The 26,650-nt window shown below is 63.6% G+C and carries 24 protein-coding genes; 19 read left to right on the top strand and 5 right to left on the bottom strand.

Annotated elements, in window-relative coordinates; translation table 11 throughout:
* Positions 1-31: 31 nt before the first annotated feature.
* The 3 genes from gph to ompA all read right to left on the bottom strand — a co-directional run bounded on the left by gph (position 32) and on the right by ompA (position 2,368).
* The gene (gene gph / locus OKW37_RS18575; RefSeq protein ID WP_429404831.1) at positions 32-745 is read right to left on the bottom strand and encodes a phosphoglycolate phosphatase; all 714 of its coding nucleotides are present in this window, start codon (positions 743-745) and stop codon (positions 32-34) included.
* Positions 746-786: 41 nt separating this feature from the next.
* Positions 787-1,485 (bottom strand): bifunctional 2-polyprenyl-6-hydroxyphenol methylase/3-demethylubiquinol 3-O-methyltransferase UbiG, encoded by a 699-nt coding sequence (gene ubiG, locus OKW37_RS18570; RefSeq protein ID WP_429404833.1) that lies wholly within the window; start codon positions 1,483-1,485, stop codon positions 787-789.
* A gap of 235 nt (positions 1,486-1,720) precedes the next feature.
* A complete protein-coding gene (ompA, locus tag OKW37_RS18565; protein WP_090801331.1) occupies positions 1,721-2,368 on the bottom strand; it encodes an outer membrane protein OmpA in 648 nt (215 codons plus the stop codon).
* A 475-nt stretch (positions 2,369-2,843) separates the two neighbouring features.
* On the opposite strand from ompA, the gene gyrA reads away from it, so the two are divergent.
* From gyrA to cysM, 17 genes are all read left to right on the top strand, one after another.
* On the top strand, positions 2,844-5,474 hold the full coding sequence (gyrA, locus tag OKW37_RS18560) for a DNA gyrase subunit A (protein ID WP_429404835.1): 2,631 nt from the start codon (positions 2,844-2,846) through the stop codon (positions 5,472-5,474).
* A 125-nt stretch (positions 5,475-5,599) separates the two neighbouring features.
* The gene (locus OKW37_RS18555; protein ID WP_184027684.1) at positions 5,600-6,205 is read left to right on the top strand and encodes a DUF2059 domain-containing protein; all 606 of its coding nucleotides are present in this window, start codon (positions 5,600-5,602) and stop codon (positions 6,203-6,205) included.
* Between the two features lie 206 nt (positions 6,206-6,411).
* A complete protein-coding gene (serC, locus tag OKW37_RS18550) occupies positions 6,412-7,494 on the top strand; it encodes a 3-phosphoserine/phosphohydroxythreonine transaminase (RefSeq protein WP_184070725.1) in 1,083 nt (360 codons plus the stop codon).
* Between the two features lie 63 nt (positions 7,495-7,557).
* Entirely contained in the window at positions 7,558-8,637 is a 1,080-nt protein-coding gene (gene pheA, locus OKW37_RS18545) for a prephenate dehydratase (RefSeq protein ID WP_018421374.1), read from the top strand.
* 81 nt (positions 8,638-8,718) lie between these two features.
* A complete protein-coding gene (gene hisC, locus OKW37_RS18540; RefSeq protein ID WP_429404837.1) occupies positions 8,719-9,840 on the top strand; it encodes a histidinol-phosphate transaminase in 1,122 nt (373 codons plus the stop codon).
* Positions 9,841-9,903: 63 nt separating this feature from the next.
* Positions 9,904-10,845, top strand: a complete 942-nt coding sequence (locus OKW37_RS18535) for a prephenate dehydrogenase (RefSeq protein ID WP_184028740.1) — start codon at positions 9,904-9,906, stop codon at positions 10,843-10,845.
* A gap of 18 nt (positions 10,846-10,863) precedes the next feature.
* On the top strand, positions 10,864-12,168 hold the full coding sequence (gene aroA / locus OKW37_RS18530; protein WP_184061345.1) for a 3-phosphoshikimate 1-carboxyvinyltransferase: 1,305 nt from the start codon (positions 10,864-10,866) through the stop codon (positions 12,166-12,168).
* A gap of 47 nt (positions 12,169-12,215) precedes the next feature.
* Positions 12,216-12,902, top strand: coding sequence for a (d)CMP kinase (gene cmk / locus OKW37_RS18525; protein ID WP_184061346.1), 687 nt, complete (start codon positions 12,216-12,218; stop codon positions 12,900-12,902).
* A gap of 164 nt (positions 12,903-13,066) precedes the next feature.
* Positions 13,067-14,800, top strand: a complete 1,734-nt coding sequence (gene rpsA, locus OKW37_RS18520; protein ID WP_008921410.1) for a 30S ribosomal protein S1 — start codon at positions 13,067-13,069, stop codon at positions 14,798-14,800.
* A gap of 21 nt (positions 14,801-14,821) precedes the next feature.
* Entirely contained in the window at positions 14,822-15,145 is a 324-nt protein-coding gene (locus OKW37_RS18515) for an integration host factor subunit beta (protein WP_006050255.1), read from the top strand.
* A gap of 298 nt (positions 15,146-15,443) precedes the next feature.
* A complete protein-coding gene (locus tag OKW37_RS18510) occupies positions 15,444-15,737 on the top strand; it encodes a LapA family protein (protein ID WP_184027701.1) in 294 nt (97 codons plus the stop codon).
* A 69-nt stretch (positions 15,738-15,806) separates the two neighbouring features.
* The gene (lapB, locus tag OKW37_RS18505) at positions 15,807-16,982 is read left to right on the top strand and encodes a lipopolysaccharide assembly protein LapB (RefSeq protein WP_184061347.1); all 1,176 of its coding nucleotides are present in this window, start codon (positions 15,807-15,809) and stop codon (positions 16,980-16,982) included.
* Positions 16,983-17,108: 126 nt separating this feature from the next.
* Complete coding sequence (locus tag OKW37_RS18500; RefSeq protein WP_429404840.1) at positions 17,109-18,512, top strand: UDP-glucose dehydrogenase family protein; 1,404 nt, start codon at positions 17,109-17,111, stop codon at positions 18,510-18,512.
* Entirely contained in the window at positions 18,478-19,485 is a 1,008-nt protein-coding gene (gene rfaE1, locus OKW37_RS18495) for a D-glycero-beta-D-manno-heptose-7-phosphate kinase (RefSeq protein WP_311734769.1), read from the top strand. Before OKW37_RS18500 ends, rfaE1 begins: the two co-directional genes overlap by 35 nt.
* 85 nt (positions 19,486-19,570) lie before the next feature.
* On the top strand, positions 19,571-20,563 hold the full coding sequence (rfaD, locus tag OKW37_RS18490) for an ADP-glyceromanno-heptose 6-epimerase (protein WP_187612423.1): 993 nt from the start codon (positions 19,571-19,573) through the stop codon (positions 20,561-20,563).
* Positions 20,564-20,641: 78 nt separating this feature from the next.
* Positions 20,642-21,016, top strand: a complete 375-nt coding sequence (locus tag OKW37_RS18485; RefSeq protein ID WP_090805416.1) for a ComEA family DNA-binding protein — start codon at positions 20,642-20,644, stop codon at positions 21,014-21,016.
* 236 nt (positions 21,017-21,252) lie between these two features.
* Positions 21,253-22,155: a cysteine synthase CysM gene (cysM, locus tag OKW37_RS18480; protein ID WP_090801307.1), complete on the top strand. Its 903-nt coding sequence runs from the start codon at positions 21,253-21,255 to the stop codon at positions 22,153-22,155.
* A gap of 111 nt (positions 22,156-22,266) precedes the next feature.
* Here the strand turns inward: cysM and mltB are convergent, their stop codons facing one another.
* The gene (gene mltB / locus OKW37_RS18475) at positions 22,267-23,445 is read right to left on the bottom strand and encodes a lytic murein transglycosylase B (protein ID WP_429404843.1); all 1,179 of its coding nucleotides are present in this window, start codon (positions 23,443-23,445) and stop codon (positions 22,267-22,269) included.
* 334 nt (positions 23,446-23,779) lie between these two features.
* On the opposite strand from mltB, the gene OKW37_RS18470 reads away from it, so the two are divergent.
* The gene (locus OKW37_RS18470; protein ID WP_429404845.1) at positions 23,780-24,703 is read left to right on the top strand and encodes a histone deacetylase family protein; all 924 of its coding nucleotides are present in this window, start codon (positions 23,780-23,782) and stop codon (positions 24,701-24,703) included.
* Positions 24,704-24,782: 79 nt separating this feature from the next.
* The gene (locus OKW37_RS18465; RefSeq protein ID WP_429404847.1) at positions 24,783-25,592 is read left to right on the top strand and encodes an enoyl-CoA hydratase; all 810 of its coding nucleotides are present in this window, start codon (positions 24,783-24,785) and stop codon (positions 25,590-25,592) included.
* A gap of 27 nt (positions 25,593-25,619) precedes the next feature.
* Here OKW37_RS18465 and OKW37_RS18460 read toward each other — a convergent pair whose 3' ends face one another.
* Positions 25,620-26,525 carry a lysophospholipase gene (locus OKW37_RS18460; protein WP_429404849.1) on the bottom strand — a complete coding sequence of 302 codons (906 nt, stop codon included), beginning with the start codon at positions 26,523-26,525 and terminating at the stop codon, positions 25,620-25,622.
* Positions 26,526-26,650 lie beyond the last annotated feature (125 nt).

The following is a 26,650-nucleotide window of genomic DNA, read 5'->3' as shown; positions in this document are numbered from 1 at the left end:
ACGGGACCTTCAGCCGATCTGTCTGACTTTGTCAGCCCATGTCGCGCAGCAGGGTTTGCAACTCGGCCGTCGATTCTACGACGTGTTGCGCGTGCCACCGTGTCGGCGGAATGTCGTTGCCGCAATAGCCGTACGCCGCGGCGACGGTCTTCATGCCGGCGGCAAAACCGGCCTGCACGTCGCGCAGATCGTCGCCGATATAGACGACGCGCTCCGGCGCGATGTCCAGCTCACGCGCCGCGTGCAGCAACGGCGCGGGGTGCGGCTTCGAATGCGGGGTCGTGTCGCCGCTCACCACGCAGCCGGCGCGCTCCTCGAGCCCGAGTTGCGCGACGAGCGGCTCGGTGAGCCGCGCGACCTTGTTCGTGACGATGCCCCAGCGCACGCCGCGCGCGTCGAGTTCGTCGAGCACTTCCGCGATACCCGGAAAGAGCGTCGTCTCGATGCACAGATCTGCTTCGTAGTTCGCGAGAAACTCCTCGCGCATCGATGCGAATTCGTGATGATCGGGCCCGATGCCGAACGCCCCGCAGATCAGTCCGCGCGCTCCGGCTGAAGCCAGCGGGCGCAGCTTCTCGAGCGGCACCATCTCGAGCCCCCGGTCGTGGCGCATCTTGTTGACGGCGGCCGCGAGGTCGGGCGCCGTGTCGGCAAGCGTGCCGTCGAGGTCGAAAAGCACGGCGAGGCAAAAGCCGAGCGTGTCGTCGTTGTGTTCGCGTTGCGGCAGGGGAGTCGGGTCGCTCATTGTTCGTTTCGGATACGGCGGATCGGGGCGGTTCGGGCAATTCAGGCGTCGCGGCGACAGGCGAGCATATAGTTGACGCTCGTGTCGGACGACAGCGCGAAAAGCTTGCTGAGCGGGTTGTACACGATGCCCTTGATGTCCGCCGTGCGCAGCTCGGCGGCGCGCACGAAGCCGGCGAGCTCCGACGGGCGGATGAAGCGCGCGTAGTCGTGCGTGCCCATCGGCAGCATTCGCGCGATATATTCGGCGCCGATCACCGCGAACAGATACGACTTGACATTGCGGTTCAGCGTGGAGAAAAACACCCAGCCGCCCGGCTTCACGAGATTCTTGCAGGCCTCGACGATCGCGGCCGGCCTGGGCACGTGCTCGAGCATTTCCATGCAGGTGATCACGTCATAGGTGCCCGGTTCGCGTGCGGCCAGCGCCTCAGCCGCGATTTCTTCGTAATCGACGGTTACACCGCTTTCAAGACTGTGAAGATCGGCGACACCGAGTGCCTGCGTCGACAGATCGATGCCCTTCACATGAGCGCCCAAACCTGCCATCGATTCCGACAGGATGCCGCCGCCGCAGCCGATATCGAGCACCTTTTTGCCGGCGAGATGGGCGTGGGCGTCGATCCAGCCTAGACGAATCGGATTCAGTTCGTGCAGCGGCTTGAATTCGGCGTTCGGGTCCCACCAACGATGCGCGAGGTCGCTGAATTTCTGTAGTTCGTGAGGATCGGCGTTGGTCATGGTGAAGGCTGCCTCGATGAAAGCGGTGAGCGGACGCTCGAGGATAAACCCTAAGTATATAGGGCGAGAGAAAGAGCGGCAAAAGCGCGTCGGGTAGCGGGCGCTGATGCAAGCTGCGAGCCGCTGGTAGCTGAGCGGGACCCTCCTGCGTCGCGCATCACGCCAGGCCGCGGTACCCGCGCATAAAAAAAGCCCCGCCGAAGCGGGGCTTTCGATACTGCGGTAATTTTCCAGCTTACTGCTTCGGCGTACCGACAACTTCGACTTCCACGCGGCGGTCCGGTGCGAGGCAGGCGATGAGTTGCTTGCGGTTCTTCTGGTTGCAACCGGTGGTAACCGGGTTGCGCGGACCCTTGCCTTCCGTGTAGATACGGTTGGCTTCGACGCCCTTGCTGACCAGGAAGGCCTTCACAGCTTGAGCACGACGCAGCGACAGACGGTCGTTGTAGGCGACGGAACCGATACGGTCGGTGTGGCCCGTAGCGACGACGACTTCGAGGTTGATGCCCTGGATCTTCGATGCCAGTTCGCTCAGACGTTCCTTGCCGGCCGGCTTCAGGATTGCCTTGTCGAAGTCGAACAGCGCATCAGCTTGATACGTAATCTTTTCGCTGGAGATAGCCGGAGGCGGAGGGACCGGTGCCGGCGGGGTCGGAGCCTGAGCAACCAGAGCGCCGTCGCACTTGGCGTTAGCCGTTGCGGGCGTCCAGAATGCATCGCGCCAGCAAAGCTCGTTCGTGCCGTTCATCCACACGTATTCGCCAGTACCATTCACCCAGTTGTCGTTGGTAGCTTGTCGCGACGCCGGCACCGACTGCGCCATGGCGGATGCAGCCATAACTGCGGTAGCTGCAATGAACGCGAGCTTTGAAAGTTTATTCATATTTCTCCTCTCGAAATTGAGATTACCGCAGGTTTACTGCGAGCCTGTTGACGAAGACCAGTCATACATTGCTCGAAGTATAACATTGGTGCGGAACAAAAACCGTTTGTGTAGACTTCGAGCAGTGTCTGACTCTTTGTGCGTTGGCATTTTGCCATATCGTTCCCTTCCGACGAAAAAAAAATCCGCCCCCGATCAAATCCCCCTCCAATTGTGGTGCATGCGCAACAAATGTTTTCGTCTGAGCGGTCCGCCGGCTCTGGCTGAGCGGCGGATTGGTCCCACGCAGGAATCGAGCCTGACGAGACTGAAATTGTGCGATCGGCGAGGTGTTGGCGGGTGCCCCTCTAATATGTATACGTACCTTCGTCGGGCGTGGATTCGTGGCATGTTAGAATCGCGTGATGCGTTGCGCCTGCAATGCTTACGCGAAGAAGCGGCGAAACCCCGCCTTCGCACGTAAAAGATACGGATAATGGATCAATTCGCCAAAGAGACTCTGCCAATCTCCCTTGAGGAGGAAATGCGCCGTTCGTATCTCGATTACGCGATGAGCGTGATCGTAGGGCGAGCGCTTCCCGATGTCCGCGATGGCCTGAAGCCGGTGCACCGGCGCGTGCTGTTCGCGATGCACGAGCTGAACAACGACTGGAACCGCGCCTACAAGAAGTCGGCGCGTATCGTCGGCGACGTCATCGGTAAATACCATCCGCACGGCGACACCGCTGTCTACGACACGATCGTACGGATGGCGCAGGACTTCTCGCTGCGCTACATGCTCGTCGACGGCCAGGGGAACTTCGGTTCCGTCGACGGCGACAACGCCGCGGCGATGCGTTACACCGAAATCCGCATGGCGAAGATCGGCCACGAACTGCTGGCCGACATCGACAAGGAAACGGTCGACTTCGCGCCGAACTACGACGGCAGCGAGAACGAGCCGGCCATCCTGCCCGCGCGCATCCCTAATCTGCTGATCAATGGCTCGTCCGGCATCGCGGTCGGCATGGCGACCAATATCCCGCCGCACAACCTCAATGAAGTCGTCGACGCGTGTCAGCATCTGCTGAAGAACCCGGAAGCGACGATCGACGAGCTGATCGAGATCGTCCCCGCGCCCGACTTCCCGACCGCCGGCATCATCTACGGCGTGGCCGGCGTGCGCGACGGCTATCGCACCGGCCGCGGCCGCGTCGTGATGCGCGCGCTGACGCACTTCGAGGAAATCGACCGTGGCCAGCGCATGGCGATCATTGTCGACGAGCTGCCCTATCAGGTGAACAAGCGCTCGCTGCTCGAGCGCATCGCCGAGCTCGTCAACGAGAAGAAGCTCGAAGGCATTTCCGATATCCGCGACGAATCCGACAAGAGCGGCATGCGCGTCGCGATCGAGCTGAAGCGCGGCGAAGTGCCCGAGGTCGTGCTGAACAATCTGTACAAGGCGACCCAGCTTCAGGACACGTTCGGTATGAACATGGTCGCGCTCGTCGACGGCCAGCCGAAGCTCCTGAATCTGAAGGAAATGCTGACGTGCTTCCTGTCGCATCGCCGGGAAGTGCTGACGCGGCGCACCGTCTACGAACTGCGCAAGGCGCGCGAACGTGGTCACGTGCTCGAAGGTCTCGCGGTTGCGCTCGCGAACATCGACGAATTCATCGCGCTCATCAAGGCCGCGCCGACACCGCCGATCGCCAAGCAGGAGCTGATGTCGCGCGCGTGGGATTCGTCGCTCGTGCGCGAAATGCTGTCACGCGCCGAGTCGGAAAACGCGTCGGCGGGCGGTCGCGAAGCTTATCGTCCGGAGGGACTGAACCCGTCGTTCGGCATGCAGACCGACGGCCTTTACCGTCTGTCCGATACGCAGGCGCAGGAAATCCTGCAGATGCGCCTGCAGCGACTGACCGGCCTCGAGCAAGACAAGATCATCGGCGAATACCGCGACGTGATGGCGCAGATCGCTGACCTGCTGGACATTCTGGCTCGCCCGGAACGCATTTCGGCGATCATCGTCGACGAACTCGCGTCCATCAAGGCCGAATTCGGCGATGCGCGTCGCTCGAAGATCGAGTTGAACGCGACCGAGCTGAACACCGAAGACTTGATCACGCCGCAGGAAATGGTCGTGACGATGTCGCACGCGGGCTACGTGAAATCGCAACCGTTGTCCGAATATCGAGCCCAGAAGCGCGGTGGTCGTGGCAAGCAGGCCACTTCCATGAAGGAAGACGACTGGATCGACACGCTGTTCATTGCCAATACGCACGACCACATCCTGTGCTTCTCGAACCGCGGCCGTGTGTACTGGGTCAAGGTCTACGAAGTGCCGCAGGGTTCGCGCAATTCGCGCGGCCGGCCGATCGTCAATATGTTCCCGCTGCAAGAAGGCGAAAAGATCACGGTCGTGCTGCCGGTCAAGGAGTTCTCGGCCGACAAGTTCGTGTTCATGGCGACCGCGTTGGGAACGGTAAAAAAGACGCCGCTGGAAGCATTTAGCCGGCCGTTGCGCAAGGGTATTATTGCGGTCGGTCTCGATGAGGGCGATTACCTGATCGGCGCCGCGATCACCGACGGCCAGCACGACGTGATGCTGTTCTCGGATTCGGGCAAGGCAGTGCGCTTCGACGAAAACGACGTGCGTCCGATGGGCCGCGAGGCGCGTGGCGTGCGCGGCATGCAACTCGAGGACGGCCAGAACGTGATCGCGTTGCTGGTGGCCGACGACGAGCAGCAGTCGGTGCTCACCGCAACCGAGAACGGCTACGGCAAGCGCACCCCAATCACCGAGTACACGCGTCACGGCCGCGGCACGAAGGGCATGATCGCAATCCAGACGTCGGAGCGTAACGGCAAGGTCGTTGCCGCGACGCTGGTGGACCCGGAAGCGCAGATCATGCTGATTACCACGACGGGCGTGCTGATTCGCACGCGCGTGTCGGAAATTCGCGAAATGGGACGCGCAACGCAAGGTGTTACACTCATCAGCCTTGACGAAGGGACCAAGCTGTCCGGTCTGCAACAGGTAGCGGAGGCCGAGGGCGAGTCGGAAAGCGATTCCGACGGCTCCGCTGAAGGTGATAACGGCGGTGAGGGCGGCGGCGCGGCTTGATCCGTGCCAGCCGGCTTTCAGTCTCAGTTAATACGTTGAAGCTACGCTGCGGGTCACCGCGTATCGGGCCGGTACGCTTTCCCGTGTGGCGTGCAGTTCAAGTTAATTTCTCTTAGGGAGTAGTGATGCAAAAACGATTCAAACAACTGATGTTGCTGGCTGCCATCGTGCCGACCTTCGCCATGGCTCAAGCGCTGCAGAACCAGGCGCCTGCGGCTCCGGCTGCCGCAGCAGCACCGGTTGATCCGGCCAAGCAAGCTGCCATCAAGGAGCTGCTCGACGCCATCGATGCGCAGAAGCTGGTTGGCGCAATCGGCAACAGCGCGCAGATGCAGGCCAAGCAGCTCGTTCCGGCAATCCTGTCGGACGCGCTGACCGAGAACAAGACGATGACGGACAAGCAGAAGCAGGCCGCCGTGCCGACGCTGCAAAAGAACGCGGTACCGAAGCTGGTGGACAGCGCGGGCCAGGTGTTCGCGACCGACTCTTTCCGTCAGGACGCGATGCAATCTCAGTACGACGCGTACGCGAAGTACTACAGCACGTCGGAAATCAAGGATCTGACCACGTTCTACAAGAGCCCGACCGGTCGCAAGTTCATCCAGGTGCAAGACCAGGTTGGTCGCGACGTCGTGAACGGTCTGATGCAGAAGTACATGCCGGAATCGATCAAGGCAACGCGTGACCAGGCCGACAAGGAAGTCGCATCGGTCAAGCCGGCTGCCAAGTAAATTCCGCGCGCAGGCTGCGCTGATCAGCCGGCCTGTCGTCGCGCCCGCAGGGCCACCCGGCGTGGCGGGTTGGCGGCGACAATGCGATAATGGTCGTTTGCGCACTGGCGCAGACGGCCATTTTCTTTTTCGGCGAGCCATTTCGCAGTTCTTTTCGCCGATTCCCGCGCGACTTCGTTATTTCGCGCCCGCTTCCAGGACCTCACATGCGCGTCTTTAATTTCTCCGCCGGCCCGGCGGCCATGCCCGAAGAAGTGCTGCGCCAGGCAGCCGACGAGATGCTGAATTGGCAAGGCAGTGGTATGAGCGTGATGGAAATGAGCCATCGCGGCAAGGAATTCATGTTGATCCACGAGGAAGCGCTGACCGATCTGCGCGAGTTGCTGCAGGTGCCGGCAAGCCACCGCATCCTGTTTCTGCAGGGCGGCGGACTCGGCGAAAACGCGATCGTGCCGATGAACCTGCTCGGCTCGAAACCGCGCGCGGATTTCGTCATCACCGGCTCGTGGTCGGAGAAATCGTTCAAGGAAGCGCAGAAATACGGCAGCGTGCATCTCGCCGCGACCGGCAAGACAGCCGAGGGCTTCACCCGCGCGCCGGCGCGCTCGGAATGGCAACTGTCGGACGATCCGGCTTACGTGCACTTGTGCACCAACGAGACCATTCACGGCGTCGAAACCTTCGAGATTCCCGACCTCGGCGATACTCCGCTCGTCGCGGACGCGTCGTCGCATATCCTGTCGCGCCCGATGGACATCGCCAAATACGGCGTGCTATTCGGCGGTGCGCAGAAGAACATCGGCATGGCCGGCGTGACGGTCGTGATCGTGCGTGAGGACATGCTCGATCGCGCGATGCCGATCTGCCCGTCGGCGTTCGAATGGAAGACCGTCGCCGAGAACAATTCGATGTACAACACTCCGCCCACCTACGCGATCTATATCGCCGGGCTCGTGTTCAAGTGGTTGAAGAAGCAGGGCGGCCTCCTGGCGATGGAGGCACGCAACCTCGAAAAATCGAAGCTGCTGTACGACACGATCGACTCGAGCAGCTTCTATCTGAACAAGGTCGAGCGTGGCTCGCGCTCCCGGATGAACGTACCGTTCTTCCTCGCCGACGAGTCGCGCAACGAAGATTTCCTGTCCGGCGCGAAGGCGCGGGGATTGGTGCAGCTAAAGGGCCACAAGTCCGTCGGCGGCATGCGGGCGTCGATTTATAACGCCGTCCCGCTCGAAGGCGTCAAAGCGCTTGTCGAATACATGAAGGAATTCGAACAGCGCAGTGCCTGAGCCACACTGACCGGCAGGCGTGCGCATCTTTTCCAGCATTTACCCGGCAAAGCCGTTTTACGCATGGACGACGAACTCAATACACGACTCAAACCTCTGCGCGATCGCATCGACGCGCTCGACGCGCAGTTGATCGCGCTCCTGAACCAGCGCGCGTCGGTCGCGCTCGAAGTCGGGGAGGTCAAGAAGCATTTCAACGCACCGGTGTTCCGACCCGAGCGCGAGATGCAGGTGATCGCGCGCCTGCAGGAGATGAGCGCGGGGCCGCTTGCGGACGAACACATCAGCGCGATCTGGCGCGAGATCATGGCCGCAAGCCGCGCACTCGAAAAGACCATCAAGGCCGCGTACCTCGGGCCCGTCGGCACCTATAGCGAACAGGCGATGCATGAGTACTTCGGTCAGTCGATCGAAGGGCTGCCGTGCCCGTCGATCGATGAAGTGTTCCGCTCGGTCGAGGCGGGCGCCGCCGACTACGGCGTCGTGCCGGTCGAGAATTCGACCGAAGGCGCGGTGTCGCGCACGCTGGATCTGCTGCTGCAAACGCAGCTGACCATCGGCGGCGAACTCGCATTGCCGATTCATCACAACCTGCTCACGCAAAACGGGCTCGCCGGCGTCACGCGCGTGTGCGCGCACGCCCAGGCGCTCGCGCAGTGCCAGCGCTGGCTGTCGACCAACGCGCCGCATCTCGAGCGCCAGGCGGTGTCGAGCAACGCGGAAGCTGCACGGATGGCAGCCGAAGATCCGACCGTCGCGGCCATCGCCGGCGACCGCGCCGCGATCCACTACGGCCTGCAGGTCACCAACGCGCTGATCCAGGACGATCCGCACAACCGCACACGCTTCGTGATGATCGGCAAGCAGCCGACCGGTCCGAGCGGCTACGACCAGACCTCGCTGATTGTGTCGGTCGTGAACGAACCGGGTGCGATGGTCAAGCTGCTCGAGCCGCTGGCGCGCCACGGCGTGTCGATGACGCGTTTCGAATCGCGCCCGGCGCGCGTCGGCACGTGGGAGTACTACTTCTATATCGATGTCGAAGGCCATCGCGACGACCCGGCCGTGGCCGCCGCGCTCGCCGGGCTCGGCGAGAAGGCCGCGTTCCTGAAAATACTCGGCTCGTATCCGCGCGCCCGGTAAGGGCTGGCAGCGCAGTCCGGGCGGCGCCAAGTGCACTGCCCGAACGCATATTTCACTATCCATCGTCGTTCGGAGATTTTCATGACAGCGTCTTTCGGCCCTTCCTATGTGCGTGCGATCGCGCCGTACATCGCCGGCAAGCCGATTTCGGAAGTGGCCCGCGAGTTTGGTCTCGACGAGGCGAGCATCGTGAAGCTGGCATCGAACGAGAATCCGCTCGGCATGCCGGAATCCGCGCTGCGCGCGATGGCGCAGGCGATCGCCGACCTCGGCCGCTATCCGGACTCGAACGGTTTCGAACTGAAGGCGGCGCTCGCCGCGCGCTACGGCGTGCCGGCCGAGTGGATCACGCTCGGCAACGGCAGCAATGACATCCTCGAACTCGCCGCGCACGCGTTCGTCGAGAAGGGCCAGGCGGTAGTGTTCTCGGAGTATTCGTTCGCGGTCTATGCGCTCGCAACGCAAGGCGTCGGCGCGCGCGCGATCGTCGTGCCGGCCGTGCACTATGGTCACGACCTCGACGCGATGCTTGCCGCGATCGACGACGACACGCGTCTCGTGTTCGTCGCCAATCCGAACAATCCGACCGGTACGTTCGTCGACGGTCCGACGCTCGAGGCGTTTCTCGGCAAAGTGCCGCGCCATGTGGTCGTCGTGCTCGACGAGGCGTACACCGAGTATCTGTCGGCGGACAAGCGCTATAACTCGATCGACTGGGTGCGCCGCTATCCGAACCTGCTGGTGTCGCGTACTTTCTCGAAGGCGTTCGGCCTGGCGGGCCTGCGTATCGGCTTCGCGATCGCGCAGCCCGGCTTGACCGATCTGCTGAATCGACTGCGTCAGCCGTTTAACGTCAATACGCTCGCGCAGGCCGCGGCGATTGCGGCACTGAACGACAGCGCATTTCTGGAAAAGAGCGCGGCGCTGAACGCGCAGGGCTATAAGCTTCTGACCGAGGCGTTCGACAAGCTCGGTCTCGAATACGTGCCATCCGAAGGTAACTTCGTGCTCGTGCGCGTCGGCGGTGACGACGAAGCCGGCGCCCGGGTGAATCTCGCGCTGCTGAAACAGGCTGTGATCGTGCGACCGGTCGGCAACTACGGTTTGCCGCAATGGCTACGCATCACGATCGGCCTGCCGGAGGAAAACGGAGCGTTCCTCGCGGCGCTCGAAAAGACGCTTGCCGAGCCTGCCGCTGCGTAAGCATTGCTCCTTGATCCCGCGCGCGTCGGCCGGCAGGAGCGGCGCGCTTATTGTCCGTATTGTGTGAGCGACGTGGCCGCGTTTTCTTTTAACAAGCTGGTGATTTTCGGTGTCGGCCTGATCGGCGGATCGCTCGCGCGCGCGTTGCGTGAACGCGGCGAGGCCGGCGGGGCACGCACGGTGGTTGGGGTGGGACGGACGTCCGCGTCGAGCGAGCGCGCCTTGGCGCTCGGGGTGATCGACGGCGCCGCGGCGCTCACCGACGACGCCGCGCTGCGCGACGCGCTAGCGGGCGCGGACTTCGTGCTGCTCGCGGCGCCGGTCGCGCAGACACAGCCGCTGCTCGAACGCATCGCGCTGCATCTCGACGCCAACACGATCGTCACCGATGCGGGCAGCACCAAGTCCGACGTGGTCGCCGCCGCGCGCGCGGCGCTCGGTGCACGGATCGGCCAGTTCGTGCCGGGCCATCCGATCGCCGGCCGCGAGTCGAGCGGCGTCGACGCCGCGTTGCCCGATCTGTACGTGAACCGCAACGTCGTGCTGTGCCCGCTGCCGGAGAACGCGCCGGAAGCGGTCGAGCGCGTCGCGGCGATGTGGCGCGCCACCGGCGCCTTGGTGCGGGACATGACGCCACAGCAGCACGACCGCGTGTTCGCGTCGGTCAGTCATCTACCGCACGTGCTGTCGTTCGCGCTCGTCGAACAGATCCTCAGTTCGCCCGACGCCGCTTTGAAGTTTTCGTTCGCGGCGGGCGGATTCCGCGACTTCACGCGCATCGCCGCGTCGAGTCCGGAGATGTGGCGCGACGTCTGCGTCGCTAATCGCGCGGCGCTGCTCGACGAACTCGACGCGTATACCGCGGTGCTCGCGCGCCTGCGCACGGCGATCGAGGCCGGCGACGGCGCCGCGCTCGAAGCGGTGTTCGCGCGCTCGCGCGTCGCGCGCAGTCAGTGGCAGGAGCAGCGCGCGGCTGGCGTGGCCGCCAGCGACGCGTCCAAATAACCGGAAACTGGACACATCATGGAATTCCTCGATCTCGGACCTTTTTCCCGTGCGTCCGGCACGATTCGTCTGCCCGGCTCGAAGAGCATCTCGAACCGCGTGCTGCTGCTCGCCGCGCTCGCCGAAGGCGAGACGACGATCACGAACCTGCTCGATTCCGATGACACCCGCGTGATGCTCGCTGCGCTCGAAAAGCTTGGCGTACGTCTGAAGCGCGACGGTGACACCTGCGTCGTGACCGGCACGCGCGGCGCGTTCACCGCGCGAACGGCCGACCTGTTCCTCGGCAACGCGGGTACGGCGGTGCGTCCGCTGACCGCGGCCCTCTCCGTGAACGGCGGCGACTACCGGATCCACGGCGTGCCGCGCATGCACGAGCGGCCGATCGGCGATCTCGTCGACGGCCTGCGCCAGATCGGCGCGAAGATCGACTACGAACAGAACGAAGGCTATCCGCCGCTACGCATCCGTCCCGCCCAGATCACGGCCGACGCGCCGATCCGCGTGCGCGGCGATGTGTCGAGCCAGTTTCTGACCTCGCTGCTGATGACGCTGCCGCTCTTGCGCACCGCGAGCGGCGTCACCACCGTGCAGGTCGACGGCGAGCTGATCTCGAAGCCGTACATCGAGATCACGATCAAGCTGATGGCGCGCTTCGGCATCGACGTCGAGCGTCACGGCTGGCACCAGTTCGTGGTGCCGGCCGGGCAGCGTTATCAGTCGCCAGGCGCGATCATGGTGGAAGGGGATGCGTCGTCGGCGTCGTATTTCCTCGCCGCGGGAGCGCTCGGCGGCGGCCCGCTGAGAGTGGAAGGTGTGGGCCGCGCGAGCATCCAGGGCGACGTCGGCTTTGCCGATGCGCTGATCAGGATGGGCGCGAACCTGCAGATGGGCGAGGACTGGATCGAAGTGCGCGGCGTCGGCAACGACCATGGCAAGCTCGATCCGATCGACATGGACTTCAACCTGATCCCCGACGCGGCGATGACGATCGCGGTCGCCGCGCTGTTCGCGGACGGCACGACCACGCTGCGCAACATCGCAAGCTGGCGCGTCAAGGAAACCGACCGCATCGCCGCGATGGCGACCGAGCTGCGCAAGGTCGGCGCGAAGGTGCAGGAGGGCGAGGATTTCCTCGTCGTCACGCCGCCCGAAAAGCTCATCCCGAATGCCGCGATCGACACCTACGACGACCACCGTATGGCGATGTGCTTCTCGCTCGTGAGCTTGGGCGGTGTGCCGATCCGCATCAACGACCCGAGGTGCGTCGGCAAGACGTTCCCGGATTATTTCGAGCGCTTCACGGCGCTCGCGCAAGCCTGATGCAATCCAGATTCGCGTGCGAATCGCCCGATGTGCGACATTTTTAGATGAAACCGATCCGTCCCTTTCACCAGACGCCCGTCATTACAATCGACGGCCCCAGCGCCTCCGGCAAAGGCACTGTGGCCACGATGGTGGCCGCCAACCTCGGCTTTCACCTGCTCGACAGCGGCGCGCTCTACCGGCTCGCGGCACTCGCGAGCCTGCGCTACGGCATCGCGGCGGACGACGTCGACGCACTTGTCAAACTGATCGACGACCTCCATATCACGTTTCGCGAGGGGCTCGCGCAGCTCGACGGCGTCGATGTATCGACCGAAATTCGTGCGGAGGAAGTGGGCAGCCGCGCCTCGGCGATCGCCGTTCACGGGCCGGTGCGAACCGCGCTGGTGGCGCGTCAGCGGGCGTTTCGCAAGGAGCCGGGGCTCGTCGCCGACGGGCGCGACATGGGCACCGTGATCTTTCAGGATGCCGTGCTGAAGGTGTTCATGACGGCGAGCGTCGAGGCCCGCGCGACGCGCCGGCATAAGCAATTGATCCAAAAAGGATTTTCTGCTAATATAGATGACTTGCTCCGGGATTTGCGTGAGCGCGACGAGCGTGACAGTCAGCGCGCGGCCGCGCCGCTCAAGCCCGCGGCGGATGCAAAACTGCTTGATACCTCCGCATTGTCGGTCGACCAGGCGGTCGAGCAGGTGGTGCAATGGTATGAAGCGCTGGTCCCGCATGCGTAACTGAAACGGTCATGCGGTAGTGGCCAGACAGCGGCAGTCCTGTTGTTGGTAGGTGCTTCGCGATGGTCGCGAAGCGTTGTTTTTTTAACCCTTTAACCCCGCGTGGCGTTCGCGTATTTGCCGCAGTTGCTGACCAGTCCGGTGAGCCAGGCGTTGCGAAGACCATGCAAACTCTGATTTTTATGTCCGACCTGCAAACCTCTACCCCGAATACCGAATCTTTTGCGGCTCTGTTCGAAGAGTCGCTGACCAAGCAGGACATGCGCGCTGGCGAAGTGATCTCCGCGGAAGTCGTGCGTGTCGACCACAACTTCGTGGTCGTGAATGCTGGTCTGAAGTCCGAAGCCTACATCCCGCTCGAAGAGTTCCTGAACGACGCGGGCGAGGTAGAAGTGCAGGCGGGCGACTTCGTTTCCGTCGCGATCGACGCGCTGGAAAACGGCTATGGCGACACCATCCTGTCGCGTGACAAGGCGAAGCGTCTGGCTTCGTGGCTGTCGCTGGAAAAGGCGCTGGACAACAACGAACTCGTAACCGGCACGATCACGGGCAAGGTCAAGGGTGGTATGACCGTGATGGTCAACGGCATCCGCGCGTTCCTGCCGGGTTCGCTGGTTGATACGCGTCCGGTCAAGGACACCACCCCGTACGAAGGCAAGACGCTCGAATTCCGCGTCATCAAGCTCGACCGCAAGCGTAACAACGTCGTGCTGTCGCGCCGCGCTGTCATCGAGGCAACGCAAGGCGAAGAGCGCGCGAAGCTGCTCGAAACGCTGAAGGAAGGCGCGATCGTCGAAGGCGTGGTCAAGAACATCACCGACTACGGCGCGTTCGTGGACCTCGGCGGTATCGACGGCCTGCTGCACATCACGGACATCGCATGGCGTCGTGTGCGTCACCCGAGCGAAGTTCTGTCGGTTGGCCAGGAAGTCACCGCGAAGATCCTCAAGTTCGACCAGGAAAAGAACCGCGTTTCGCTCGGTATCAAGCAACTGGGCGACGATCCGTGGGAAGGCATCTCGCGCCGTTACCCGTCGGGCACGCGTCTGTTCGGTAAGGTCACCAACATCACCGACTACGGCGCATTCGTCGAAGTGGAATCGGGCATCGAAGGCCTCGTCCACGTGTCGGAAATGGACTGGACCAACAAGAACGTTGCTCCGTCGAAGGTTGTCCAATTGGGCGACGAAGTCGAAGTCATGGTTCTCGAAATCGACGAAGACCGCCGTCGTATCAGCCTCGGCATGAAGCAGTGCAAGCCGAACCCGTGGGACGACTTCAGCCGCAACTTCAAGAAGGGCGACAAGATCAGCGGCGCCATCAAGTCGATCACCGACTTCGGCGTGTTCATTGGTCTGCCGGGCGGCATCGACGGTCTGGTTCACCTGTCGGATCTGTCGTGGAGCGAAACCGGCGAGGAAGCCGTTCGCAAGTACAAGAAGGGCGACGAAGTGGAAGCGATCGTTCTCGGCATCGACGTCGAGAAGGAACGTATTTCGCTGGGTATCAAGCAGCTCGAAGGCGACCCGTTCAGCAACTACGTTGCAATGAACGACAAGGGTTCGGTCGTCGACGGTACTGTCAAGTCGGTGGACGCGAAGGGTGCTGTGGTCCAGCTGTCGGGTGAAGTCGAAGGCTACCTGCGTGCTTCGGAAATCGCCCAGGACCGCGTGGAAGACGCTCGCAACGTGCTGAAGGAAGGCGACAAGGTCAACGCGATGATCATCAACATCGATCGCAAGTCGCGTGGCATCAACCTGTCGATCAAGGCGAAGGATTCGGCTGAGCAGCAGGAAGCCATCCGCGGTCTCGCTGCTTCGGATTCGAGCGCAGCCGCTACCGGCACGACGAACCTCGGCGCGCTGCTGAAGGCCAAGCTCGACGGCCAGAACCAGTAAGCCTGAGAGGTCTGCTGCAGTATGACCAAATCGGAATTGGTCGCCCAGCTGGCTACGCGATTTCCGCAACTTGTTCTCAAGGATGCGGATTTCGCGGTGAAGACGATGCTCGATGCGATGTCGGAGGCACTTGCCAAAGGTCATCGCATCGAAATTCGAGGCTTCGGCAGTTTCGGGCTCAACCGCCGTCCCTCCCGCGTTGGACGCAATCCGAAGTCGGGCGAGAAGGTGCTGGTACCTGAGAAGTACGTACCGCACTTCAAGCCAGGCAAGGAATTGCGCGAGCGGGTGGATCGTCGCGCGGGCGAGCCGCTGAAGGCCGAAGAGCCGGATGACGACCTTTAATGACTCCGCTGTGCGTCTTGCAGCGTGGCATAGCTAGCGTCAGCGGCCAAAGCCAGTCGGCAAAAGACCAGGAAAAGCGCCTTCGGGCGCTTTTTTTTCGTCCATCGTTTGAGAAGAGGGCGCTTCCCGGTGCGGCCTTTGCATTTCGCGAATCACCCGTCAGTGCGCCATCCCGCCACTTGCTGTCCGGCCCCGAGGTCATCCATTACAATACGGGTCACTTCGGCGCGGGCAACACCTTGGCGCGACGCGTCATCGAGCCGGCGTCACCCCGCAACTGCCGTCAAGAGATCTATTCATGAAATTTATCGTCTGGCTGATCCGTGTGCTGGTGTTCGTGCTGCTGCTGGTGCTGGCGCTCTCCAACACGCAACCCGCTACGCTGAATTTCCTCGCCGGCTACGTCTGGTCGGCGCCTCTGATTCTGATCGGTCTCGCGTTTTTCGTGATCGGCTTGCTCGCGGGGCTCGTGTCGGCGGTGCCGGCCGTCGTACGTCTGCGCATGGAGAATGGCCGGCTCAGGCGCGAGTTGCGCGTGGCGCGCGAAACTCCAGCCGTCGTCGAGCAGCCGCCGATGCCGCCGCTGATCTGAACTCCGTTGCGCCGCGCGCTCTGCGCGCGGCTTTTCGTTTTCGCTTTCCCGCACATTTGCATTAATCGCATGGATCTAGACTTCTGGTGGCTGCTGGTCATACCCGTCGCATTCGCGTTCGGCTGGATGGCGGCGCGCTACGACCTCAAGACGCTGCTGTCCGAAAGCGCGAACCTGCCGCGGTCCTATTTTCGCGGCCTGAACTTCCTGCTCAACGAGCAGCCCGACCAGGCGATCGACGCATTCATCGAGGTCGTCAAGCTCGATCCTGAAACGGTCGAATTGCATTTCGCGCTCGGCAATCTGTTCCGCCGGCGCGGCGAAACGGATCGAGCGATCCGCGTGCATCAAAATCTGCTGAGCCGCGCGGACCTGCCTGTCAGTGAGCGCGATCACGCGCTGTACGAACTCGGCCAGGACTTCCTGAAAGCGGGTCTGCTCGACCGTGCCGAGGAAACCTTCCGCTCGCTGCAGGCGGGCGATTACGCACTCGGTGCTCAACGCGCGCTGTTGACGATCTACGAGATCGAGAAGGACTGGGTCAAGTCGATCGATACCGCGCGTCACCTCGAAACGATGGGCGCACCGTCGCTCGACAAGGAAATCGCGCAGTTCCATTGCGAACTTGCTCAGGAAGCGCTGCAGCAGAAGAAACCGGACGAAGCGCGTCATCAGCTCGGTCTCGCGCTGAAGGCGAACCCGACCAACGTGCGGGCGACGATCCTGTTCGGCGACGTCGACGCGGCCGGCGGCGCGTCCGAAGCGGCGATCGGTCAATGGCGCGGCGTCGAGGAGCAGAACCCCGCGTATCTGCCGCTCGTCGCCGAGAAAATCATGAAGGCGTATGAAGCGCTCGGCCGCGCGCAGGAGGGCGCCGATCTGCTGACCACGTGGGTCGACCATCATCCGAGCAACGATCTGCTCGACGTCGCGTATCAGCACGTCGCGTTGCTGCGCGGCGCCGATGCCGCGCATGCGCTCGCGCGCACGCAGATGCAGAAGTCGCCGAATCTGGCCGGCATGACGCGTCTGCTCGAAGCGCAGCAGGCCGTCGCCGAAGAGCCGCGGCGCAGCGAGCTCGAACTGATGCACACACTGATCCGCCAGCGCACCAAGAATCTGCCACGCTATACGTGCCAGAATTGTGGTTTCCGGGCGCGGCTTTTCTACTGGCAGTGCCCCGGATGCAGCGGTTGGGAAACCTATGCACCGCGCCGCGTCGAGCCGATTACCGCGCCGAGTTGACGCCGCACGCGCGGCTTTGGCCGCGTCGGCGTTCATTGCGACGCAACCGCTCCGCGAATTTCGCAACGAGTTTATCGCCGGCCTCATGAGCGGCATTCATTACCGGAACCTTCCACCGGAAAGCGTATGAAAATCACCATTATCGGCACCGGCTATGTGGGCCTTGTCACCGGCGCGTGTCTCGCCGAAATCGGCAATGACGTCTTCTGTCTCGACGTCGATCAGCGCAAGATCGACATCCTCAACAAAGGCGGCGTGCCGATTCACGAACCGGGCTTGCAGGAGATGATCGCCCGCACGCGCGCGGCTGGCCGCATCACGTTCTCGACCGATGTCGCCGCGAGCGTCGCGCACGGCGACGTGCAGTTCATCGCGGTCGGCACGCCGCCCGACGAAGACGGCTCCGCCGATCTGCAATATGTGCTCGAGGCCGCGCGCAACATCGGCCGCACGATGAATGGTTTCAAGGTGATCGTCGACAAATCGACGGTGCCGGTCGGCACCGCGCAGCGCGTGCGCGCGGTGATCAATGAAGAGCTCGCGAAACGCGGGCTCGCCGGCAGCGCGCAGCATCGCTTCTCGGTCGTGTCGAATCCCGAGTTCCTGAAGGAAGGTGCGGCCGTCGACGACTTCATGCGCCCCGACCGTATCGTGATCGGTATCGACGAAGACGAACCGGGCGTGCGGGCGCGCGAAATGATGAAGCGTCTGTACGCGCCGTTCAACCGCAATCACGAACGCACGCTGTACATGGACGTTCGCTCAGCCGAGTTCACCAAGTACGCGGCCAACGCGATGCTCGCGACGCGCATCTCGTTCATGAACGAGATGTCGAATCTCGCGGACAAGGTCGGCGCCGACATCGAAGCGGTGCGCCGCGGCATCGGTTCCGATCCGCGCATCGGCTATCACTTCCTGTATGCGGGCTGCGGCTATGGCGGCTCGTGCTTCCCGAAGGACGTGCAGGCGTTGATTCGCACCGCGAGCGAGAGCGGCCACAACCTGCGGATTCTCGAGGCGGTCGAGGAAGTGAACTACCAGCAGAAGGACGTGCTCGTGAACAAGATCACCGCGAAGCTCGGCGAGGATTTGAGCGGCCGCGCGTTCGCGGTGTGGGGTCTCGCGTTCAAGCCGAATACCGACGACATGCGCGAGGCGCCGAGCCGTCGCGTGATCGGCGAGTTGCTTGCGCGCGGCGCGAGCGTGCGTGCGTACGATCCGGTCGCCGTGACCGAGGCGCGTCGCGTATTCGCGATGGATCTGCACGCTGCGCCGGAGCAGCTGGCGCGTCTCACGTTCACGAGCACTCAGGACGAAACGCTGATCGGCGCCGACGCGCTCGTGATCGTGACCGAATGGAAGGAGTTCAAGAGTCCTGATTTCGTGCATCTGAAATCGGTGCTGAAGACACCGCTGATTTTCGACGGCCGCAACCTGTACGAACCGGACGCGATGACCGAGCTCGGTATCGACTACCACGCCATTGGACGCCCCTATGCCCAACCCTCTGAACTTCCGGTCGATGCCTGAGGCCATGCCCGCGGCGCCCGCGTCCACGACGGCGCAGAAGCTCACGGTCGTGCCGCGCGCGCAGCTCAACGCGGCGCGCGTGCTGGTGGTCGGCGACGTGATGCTCGACCGATACTGGTTCGGCGACGTCAACCGCATTTCCCCGGAAGCGCCCGTGCCGGTCGTGCACGTGCAGCGCCAGGAAGATCGGCTGGGCGGCGCGGCGAACGTCGCGCGCAACGCGGTCGCGCTCAGCGCGCAGGCGGGTCTTTTGTGCGTGGTCGGTCATGACGAGCCCGGCGAGCGCATCGTGCAGCTGCTCGGCGAAAGCGGCGTCACGCCGCATCTGGAACGCGATCCGGCCTTGCTGACGACGATCAAGCTGCGCGTGCTGTCGCGTCAGCAACAGTTGCTGCGCGTCGATTTCGAAAACTCGCCGGCACACGAGGTGCTGCTCGCGGGCCTCGCGCGTTTCGACGAGCTGCTGCCATCGTACGACGTGATCCTGATGTCCGACTACGCGAAGGGCGGCCTCACGCACGTCACGCAAATGATCGCGAAGGCGCACGCGGCCGGCAAACCGGTGCTCGTCGATCCGAAGGGCGACGACTGGGAGCGCTATCGCGGCGCGACGCTGATCACGCCGAATCGCGCGGAATTGCGCGAGGTCGTCGGACAGTGGAAGTCCGAGGAAGATCTGATCGCGCGCGTCACGAAGCTGCGCGCCGAGCTCCAGTTCGAGGCGCTGCTGCTGACGCGCTCGGAGGAGGGCATGACGCTGTTCTCCGACGATGGCATCCTGCACGCGTCGGCCGTTGCGCGCGAAGTGTATGATGTTTCGGGCGCGGGGGACACCGTGATCGCGACACTCGCCGCGATGCTCGGCGCGGGTCTTTCGCTCGTCGACGCGGTCGGACTCGCGAATCGCGCGGCCGGCATCGTGGTCGGCAAACTGGGCACCGCCACCGTCGACTACGACGAACTCTTTTCCTGATGCAGCCCGCGGGGCGCCGTCGTCCGACGGACCAGCGGACCCCGCGCGGCGTTGACTGAACGAAGCTCACTACCGCAGGATCACCATGACCGTCATCGTCACCGGCGCGGCCGGTTTTATCGGCAGCAATCTCGTGAAGGCGCTCAACGAGCGCGGCGAACAGCGCATCATCGCCGTCGATAACCTCACGCGTGCGGACAAGTTCAGGAATCTGGTCGACTGCGAAATCGACGACTATCTCGACAAAACCGAATTCGTCGAGCGCTTCAGGCGCGGCGACTTCGGCAAGGTGCGCGCGATATTCCACGAAGGCGCCTGCTCGGACACGATGGAAACCGACGGCCGCTACATGATGGACAACAACTACCGCTATAGCCGCGACGTGCTGGACATCTGCCTCGCGCAGAACGTCCAGTTCCTGTACGCGTCGTCGGCGGCGACGTATGGCGGCTCGAGCCGCTTCGTCGAGGAGCGCGAGGTCGAGCAGCCGCTGAACGTGTACGGCTATTCGAAGTTCCTGTTCGATCAGGTGATTCGCCGCGTGCTGCCCACCGCGAAGAGCCAGATCGTGGGCTTCCGTTATTTCAACGTCTACGGTCCGCGCGAAACGCACAAGGCGCGCATGGCGTCGGTCGCGTTTCACAACTTCAACCAGTTCCGCGCCGAGGGCAAGGTCAAGCTGTTCGGCGAGTACAACGGCTATGCGGCCGGCGAGCAGACGCGCGATTTCATCTCGGTCGAAGACGTCGTCAAGGTCAACCTGTTCTTCTTCGATCATCCGGAGAAGTCAGGCATTTTCAATCTCGGCACCGGCCGCGCGCAGCCGTTCAACGATATCGCGAGCACCGTGGTCAACACGCTGCGCGCGCTGAACAACGAGCCGGCGCTGTCGCTCGCGGATCAGGTGCAACGCGGGCTGATCGAATACATTCCGTTCCCCGACGCGCTGCGCGGCAAGTACCAGTGCTTCACGCAGGCCGATCAGTCGAAACTGCGCACGGCCGGCTACGACGAGCCGTTTCTGAGCGTGCAGGAAGGTGTCGATCGTTACGTGCGTTGGCTGTTCGGCCAGGTGTGATTCGTACGTCATCCTCTTTAAACTGGAATCTCCTGGCTGGTGATGGTCGCCGGCCAGTGGCAACAGGGAGATTCCAATATGTTTCGAAAAGTACTGGTTACCGCGGCGATGCTCGCCGCTTTCGGCCACGCATATGCGGCGGTCGACGTCAACACGGCTAACGAAGACGCGCTGCGCGGCATCAAGGGCATCGGTCCGGCAAAAGCCAAAGCGATTGTCGAGGAACGTAATGCGCACGGCCCGTTCAAGGACGCGGCGGATTTCGGCAAGCGCGTCAAGGGCATGGGCGGGCACACCATCGAGCGCCTGCAGGCGGAGGGTCTCGCTGTCGGACCGGCTGGCGCGGCTGCTAGCACGCAGGTTGCGGCAGCTGCGGCGGGCAAGGAGCCGGCCGCTACGGCCGCGTCCGCCGCCACGCAGAAGGGCGCCGCCGCAGTGGCGGTGAAGAAGTAAGCGGCCGCGAGCCTTGCGCGTGCCATGCTGACGAGCGGCTTGCGGCGCGCAGGGTTCGCGAACGTTCCATTGCATCGATTGGTACACACGTGTTCCCGCGGCTCGCAGCCGCGGGCTTTTGCGTGGCAACACCATGCATCCATGCGGGCAGAAGGGCTGCAGGGCAGCGCCGGAGATCGTGGTTTAGAATCGATGGATTGAAGACACTCTTTCACGCATCGATCGCTAGACCCCATATGGCATACCAAACGATTGAAGACACGGTCGGCAATACGCCGCTCGTACAACTCGTCCGGCTTCCCGACGACGAGATCCGTAGCCGCAACAATGTGATTCTCGCGAAGCTCGAGGGCAACAATCCTGCGGGGTCGGTGAAAGACCGGCCGGCGTTGTCCATGATCAAGAAGGCCGAAGCGCGCGGACGCATCAAGCCGGGCGACACGCTGATCGAATCGACGAGCGGCAACACCGGCATCGCGCTCGCGATGGCCGCCGCAGTCCGCGGCTACAAGATGGTGCTGATCATGCCGGAAGATCTGTCGGTCGAGCGCCGCCAGAGCATGGCCGCTTACGGCGCGGAAATCATCCTGACGCCTGTCAAAGGCGGCATGGAGTACGCGCGCGATCTCGCCGAGCAGATGCAGCGCGAAGGCAAGGGCATCATCCTCGATCAGTTCGCGAACCCGGACAATCCGGCCTCGCACATCGAAGGCACGGGCCCGGAAATCTGGCGCGACACGGAAGGGCGCATCACGCACTTCGTGTCGTCGATGGGCACGACCGGCACGATCATGGGCGTGTCGACGTATCTGAAAACGCAGAACCAGCAGATCGAAATCATCGGCGCGCAGCCGGAAGAGGGCTCGCGTATTCCGGGTATTCGCAAATGGCCGGAAGCGTATCTGCCGAAAATCTTCGACCGCAGCCGCGTCGACCGCGTGGAGAACGTCAGCCAATCCGCGGCCGAGGCGATGGCGCGCCGCCTGGCGTCGGTCGAAGGCATCTTCGCGGGCATTTCGTCGGGTGGCGCGTGCGAAGTCGCGCTGCGCATCGCGCGTCAGGTCGAGAACGCGACGATCGTGTTCATCGTCTGCGATCGCGGCGACCGTTACCTGTCCACGGGGGTATTTCCAGCGTAAGCGGGTCGCCGGCGCCTTCGCGGGCACACGAGCTAATGAAAAGCGCCGGTCGAGCCGGCGCTTTTTTTGCGTTTTTCAACGCGAGGCGCCCGCGGCGACTCGCGGCGTGACTCACTGCGAATCAGAGTTCGACTGATCCGCCTGGCCTTGCGACGCGCTGCCGTTGTTGGCCGCTTTTGCGGCATTCGCCGCGTCGATCGCTTGCATCTGCGCCTTGACCTTCTGACCCAGCTGATACACCGCGAGCGCATAGAAGAAGCTGCGGTTGTAGCGCGTGAGCACGTAGAAATTCTTCAGGCCGAGCACGAACTCGGTGCCGCGTCCCGGTGTCGGCAGATCGACCACCGTGACCGGGGTGCCCGCTTCGGAAGCAATGTCGACATTCGGCTCGTTCAGCACGAGGCCGGCACGCAGCAACTGGTCGAGCGGCCAGTGCGGCTCCGGCTGCCCATTGGCCGCGGCCTGCGCGACACCGAGGCTGCCCGCGTCCGAGCCGATTCGCCATACCACCGGCCGGCCGCTTTCCCAGCCGTTCTGGCGCAGATAATTCGCGACGCTGCCGATCGCATCCGCATCGCTCGTGCGCAGATCGATGCGCTTGTTGCCTTCGTAGTCGACCGCGTATTGGACGATGCTGCTCGGCAGGAACTGCGGAATGCCGATCGCGCCGGTGTACGAGCCGAGCACTGTGTTCGGGTCGATCTGCGCGTCGCGCGTCCACACCAGGTAGTCTTCGAGATTCTTGCGGAAGGTCGCCTGGCGGTCCGCGCGATTCGCGGTGTTCGGATAATCGAAGCTCAGCGTGGTCAGCGCATCGAGCACGCGGAAATTACCCATGTAGCGACCGTAGATCGTCTCGACGCCGATGATGCCGACGATCATCTCCGGCGGCACGCCGAACTCCTGATACGCGCGCTGCAGCGTGGCCCGGTTCTCGCGCCAGAACTGCACGCCGGCATTGACGCGCACCGGGTCGAGGAAGCGCGCCTGATACGAGCGCCAGTTCTTGACCGACGGCGTCGGTGACGGGGTGACCAGCTTCACCGCGGTCGCCGAGTAGCTGACGCCGGTGAACAGCGCGTGCAGCGACGCTTCGTCGAAATCGTAGCGCGCGACCATCTCGTTGATGAACGCATCGACGTTCGCGTTGTGCGCATAGCGCTGCGGAATGATCTCTTCCTCGAACGTCTGTCCTTGCGGTACCGGCTGCTGCGGCTGGCTCTGCGCGAGTTGCACCGGTGCTTTCCTCTTGGCGTTTTGCGCGCTCGCGGGACTTGCTGCGATGAACATGCACGATGCGACGATCAGTGAGGCGGCGTGGGTGCCGAGGCGAAGACGGTTGCGTGGGGATCCTGCGGACAGAGCAAGCTTGACGGTCATGGTGAGCAGTGAGCGCGATGCGTGAAAGGCTGGAAGCAGTCGGAAAGCTGCAGGAACGAAACGGCGAATAACGGGTCGGGGAAGTATATCCGACGACTTCCGCAAAACCGTGCTGAATCGGCGACAGCGGCGTCGTGTGGTAACTTGACGAATGGAGGCGCGCGGGGGCGCGCGCCGCTCGACGGAGACACGCCGCGCGCGCAGTTCATGCGTCGCGCCGTAGAAGAGACGCACAACACGAACTATGGCAACAGGCTTCTATTCCCACCCCGACTGTCTGCTGCACGACATGGGGCAGTGGCACCCCGAGTGTCCCGCGCGCCTGCAGGCGATCGAGGATCAACTGATCGCAAGCCGCATCGACGCGCTGATCGAGCGCGAATCGCCGCCGCTCGTCGACGAGGCCGCGCTGCTGCGAGTGCACACGCAGGCGCATGTCGACTACATCCGCGGTCGCTCGCCCGTCGAGGGCGTCGCCGAGATCGATCCCGACACGACGATGAATCCGCACACGTGGCAGGCCGCGCTGCGCGCGGCGGGCGCGGCGGTCGCCGCCACCGACGCGGTGATCGAAGGCCGCTACGACAACGCGTTCTGCAGCGTGCGGCCGCCGGGCCATCACGCGGAACCGGCGCGTGCGATGGGCTTCTGCTTTTTCAACAACATTGCGATCGCCGCGCGCCACGCGCTCGACGTGCATGGTCTCGCGCGCGTCGCCATCATCGACTTCGACGTGCATCACGGCAACGGCACCGAGGCCGCGTTCTCGGGCGACCCGCGCGTGCTGATGTGCAGCATCTTCCAGCATCCGTTCTATCCGTTCACGGGCGCCGACAACCAGGCGTCCAACATGTGCAACGTGCCGATGCCGGCGCGTTCGAACGGCATGGCCGTGCGCGAAGCGGTCGATATGCTGTGGTTGCCGCGCCTGCACGAATTCAGGCCGGAGATGCTGTTCATCTCGGCCGGCTTCGACGCGCATCGCGAGGACGACCTCGGCAACATGGGCCTCGTCGAAGACGATTACGCGTGGATCACTGACCAGATGCGCGAGATCGCGCGGCGTTATGCGGGTGGGCGCATCGTCAGTTGTCTCGAGGGCGGCTACAACCTGTCGGCGCTCGGGCGCAGCGTGGTCGCGCACGTGCGGTCGCTGGCGGAGATCTGAGGTTGCCCGACTGCACGCGGCGACAGTGGCTCGAAAGCCAGCGAGCGAAAATCGACATTCACGTACCGAGGAGCGAGCCATGAACGCCAGTCCCGCCAGCACCGGCGACGCGTCGCCGGTCACGATCGAACACGACGCGTATCGCGTAGCGGGCGTCGTGCGCGTGACGATGAACCGGCCCGACGCGTTCAACGCGCTGTCCGAAGCGTTGCTCGACGGACTGCAGCAGACGCTGACCGGGATCGCGAAGACCGATGCCCGCGTGGTCGTGATCGCCGGCGCTGGCCGCGCGTTCTGCGCGGGGCACGACCTGAAGGAAATGCGCGCGGCGCCATCGCTTGCTTATTACCAGCAGCTGTTCGCGCGCTGCACGAAGCTGATGCTGACGATCCAGCGCATGCCGCAGCCGGTGATCGCGCGCGTGCATGGCATCGCGACCGCCGCCGGCTGCCAGCTGGTCGCAATGTGCGATCTCGCGGTCGCCGCCGATACCGCGCGCTTCGCCGTATCGGGCGTGAACCTCGGATTGTTCTGCGCGACACCGTCGGTGCCGCTGTCGCGCAACCTGTCGCGCAAGGCCGCGCTCGAAATGCTGCTGACCGGCGATTTCATCGACGCCGCCGAAGCGCGCAAGCAGGGGCTCGTGAACCGCGTCGCCCCAGCCGATGCGCTCGACGACGAAGTCGCGCGGCTCGCCGCGAGCATCTGCGCGAAGCCGGTCGAAGCTGTCAGCGCGGGCAAGGACCTGTTCTACCGGCAGCTCGAAATGGGTATCGAAGCCGCGTACCAGCTCGCGGGGCAGACGATGGCCTGCAACATGATGGACGACTCGGCGCTCGAAGGCGTGCAGGCTTTCATCGACAAACGCGCGCCGGAGTGGAAGCGCTAGTCGACGGCCAGCAAGCGCCGCGTCTTGTCAACTCGGTCCCACCGCCCGCCTTTCGATCCACTCGACCAACGCCTCGATCACCCGATCGCGATCGAGGTCGTTCATCGTCTCGTGGTAGCTACCCTCGTGCAGCGTGAGCGTCTTGTCCGGCGAGCCCACGTGCTCGCCGAACGCACGGCTGCCGTCGGGCTCGGTCAGTTTGTCGTCGGTGCCATGAAACACGAGCAGCGGCATGCGCAGCCTCGCGCGTCCGCGTTCGATGCGCGCCATCGCGAGCAGCAGCTCGGCGCCCGTGCGCGCCGGAATCGCGTCGTGATGCACGAGCGGATCGTTGAGGTTGGCTTTGACCACCGCCTGAAGGCGCGAGAGCAGCGCAGGGTCGATCTTCATCGCCGGGAAGGTTGGGTAGACGCGGCTGATCACCTGGCTTAGCGCGAGCATCCACTTCGGCACGTCGCGGCCCGGCGCGAGCGCGGGGCTCGACAGGATCAGGCCGGCGAGGCGCCGCCCGCTCGCGTCGAGGCGCTCTATCGCATACAGCGCCGCCACCGCGCCACCCATGCTGTGACCCATCAGGAATAACGGCGCACAGCTTTGCGCGGCGGCGTCGAGCAGCGCCTGCGCATCGAGCAGGTAGTCGTCGAAGCGTTTCACATAGGCGCGCTTGCCGGGCGCGTGGCCGTGGCCGCGCAGATCGATCGCGACAAGCTCGATGCCCGCCGCGTTGAGCCGGCCCGCAACGGCGGCGTAACGGCCGGCGTGTTCGGCGAGGCCGTGCAGCAGCGCGACCGTCGCGCGTATGGGACCGTTCGGCCGCCAGCGATACAGCGGCAATTCGATGCCATCGCCGGTCGTCACCGACCCGCGCTGCGGCACATCTTTATTGAGACTGCCGGCGCTCGCGCGCACGGTGTGGCTCGGAGAAGTCTGCATGGCGGCGGCCTGTGCTGAGGAAGGGTGGCTCGATCATAGTCGTCGCGGCGCGAAGCGCGTGAGCTTCGTGCATAAGGTGCGGCTCTAATGCCCGCAGGTTATGAAAAGATCGAAATTGATTATTA

The sequence above is a fragment of the Paraburkholderia sp. MM5482-R2 genome (assembly GCF_050436125.1).
In the GTDB taxonomy this organism is placed as follows: domain Bacteria; phylum Pseudomonadota; class Gammaproteobacteria; order Burkholderiales; family Burkholderiaceae; genus Paraburkholderia; species Paraburkholderia tuberum.
The sequence above is the reverse complement of the archived record's forward strand: the minus strand, read 5'-3'. Positions and strand labels throughout refer to the sequence as shown.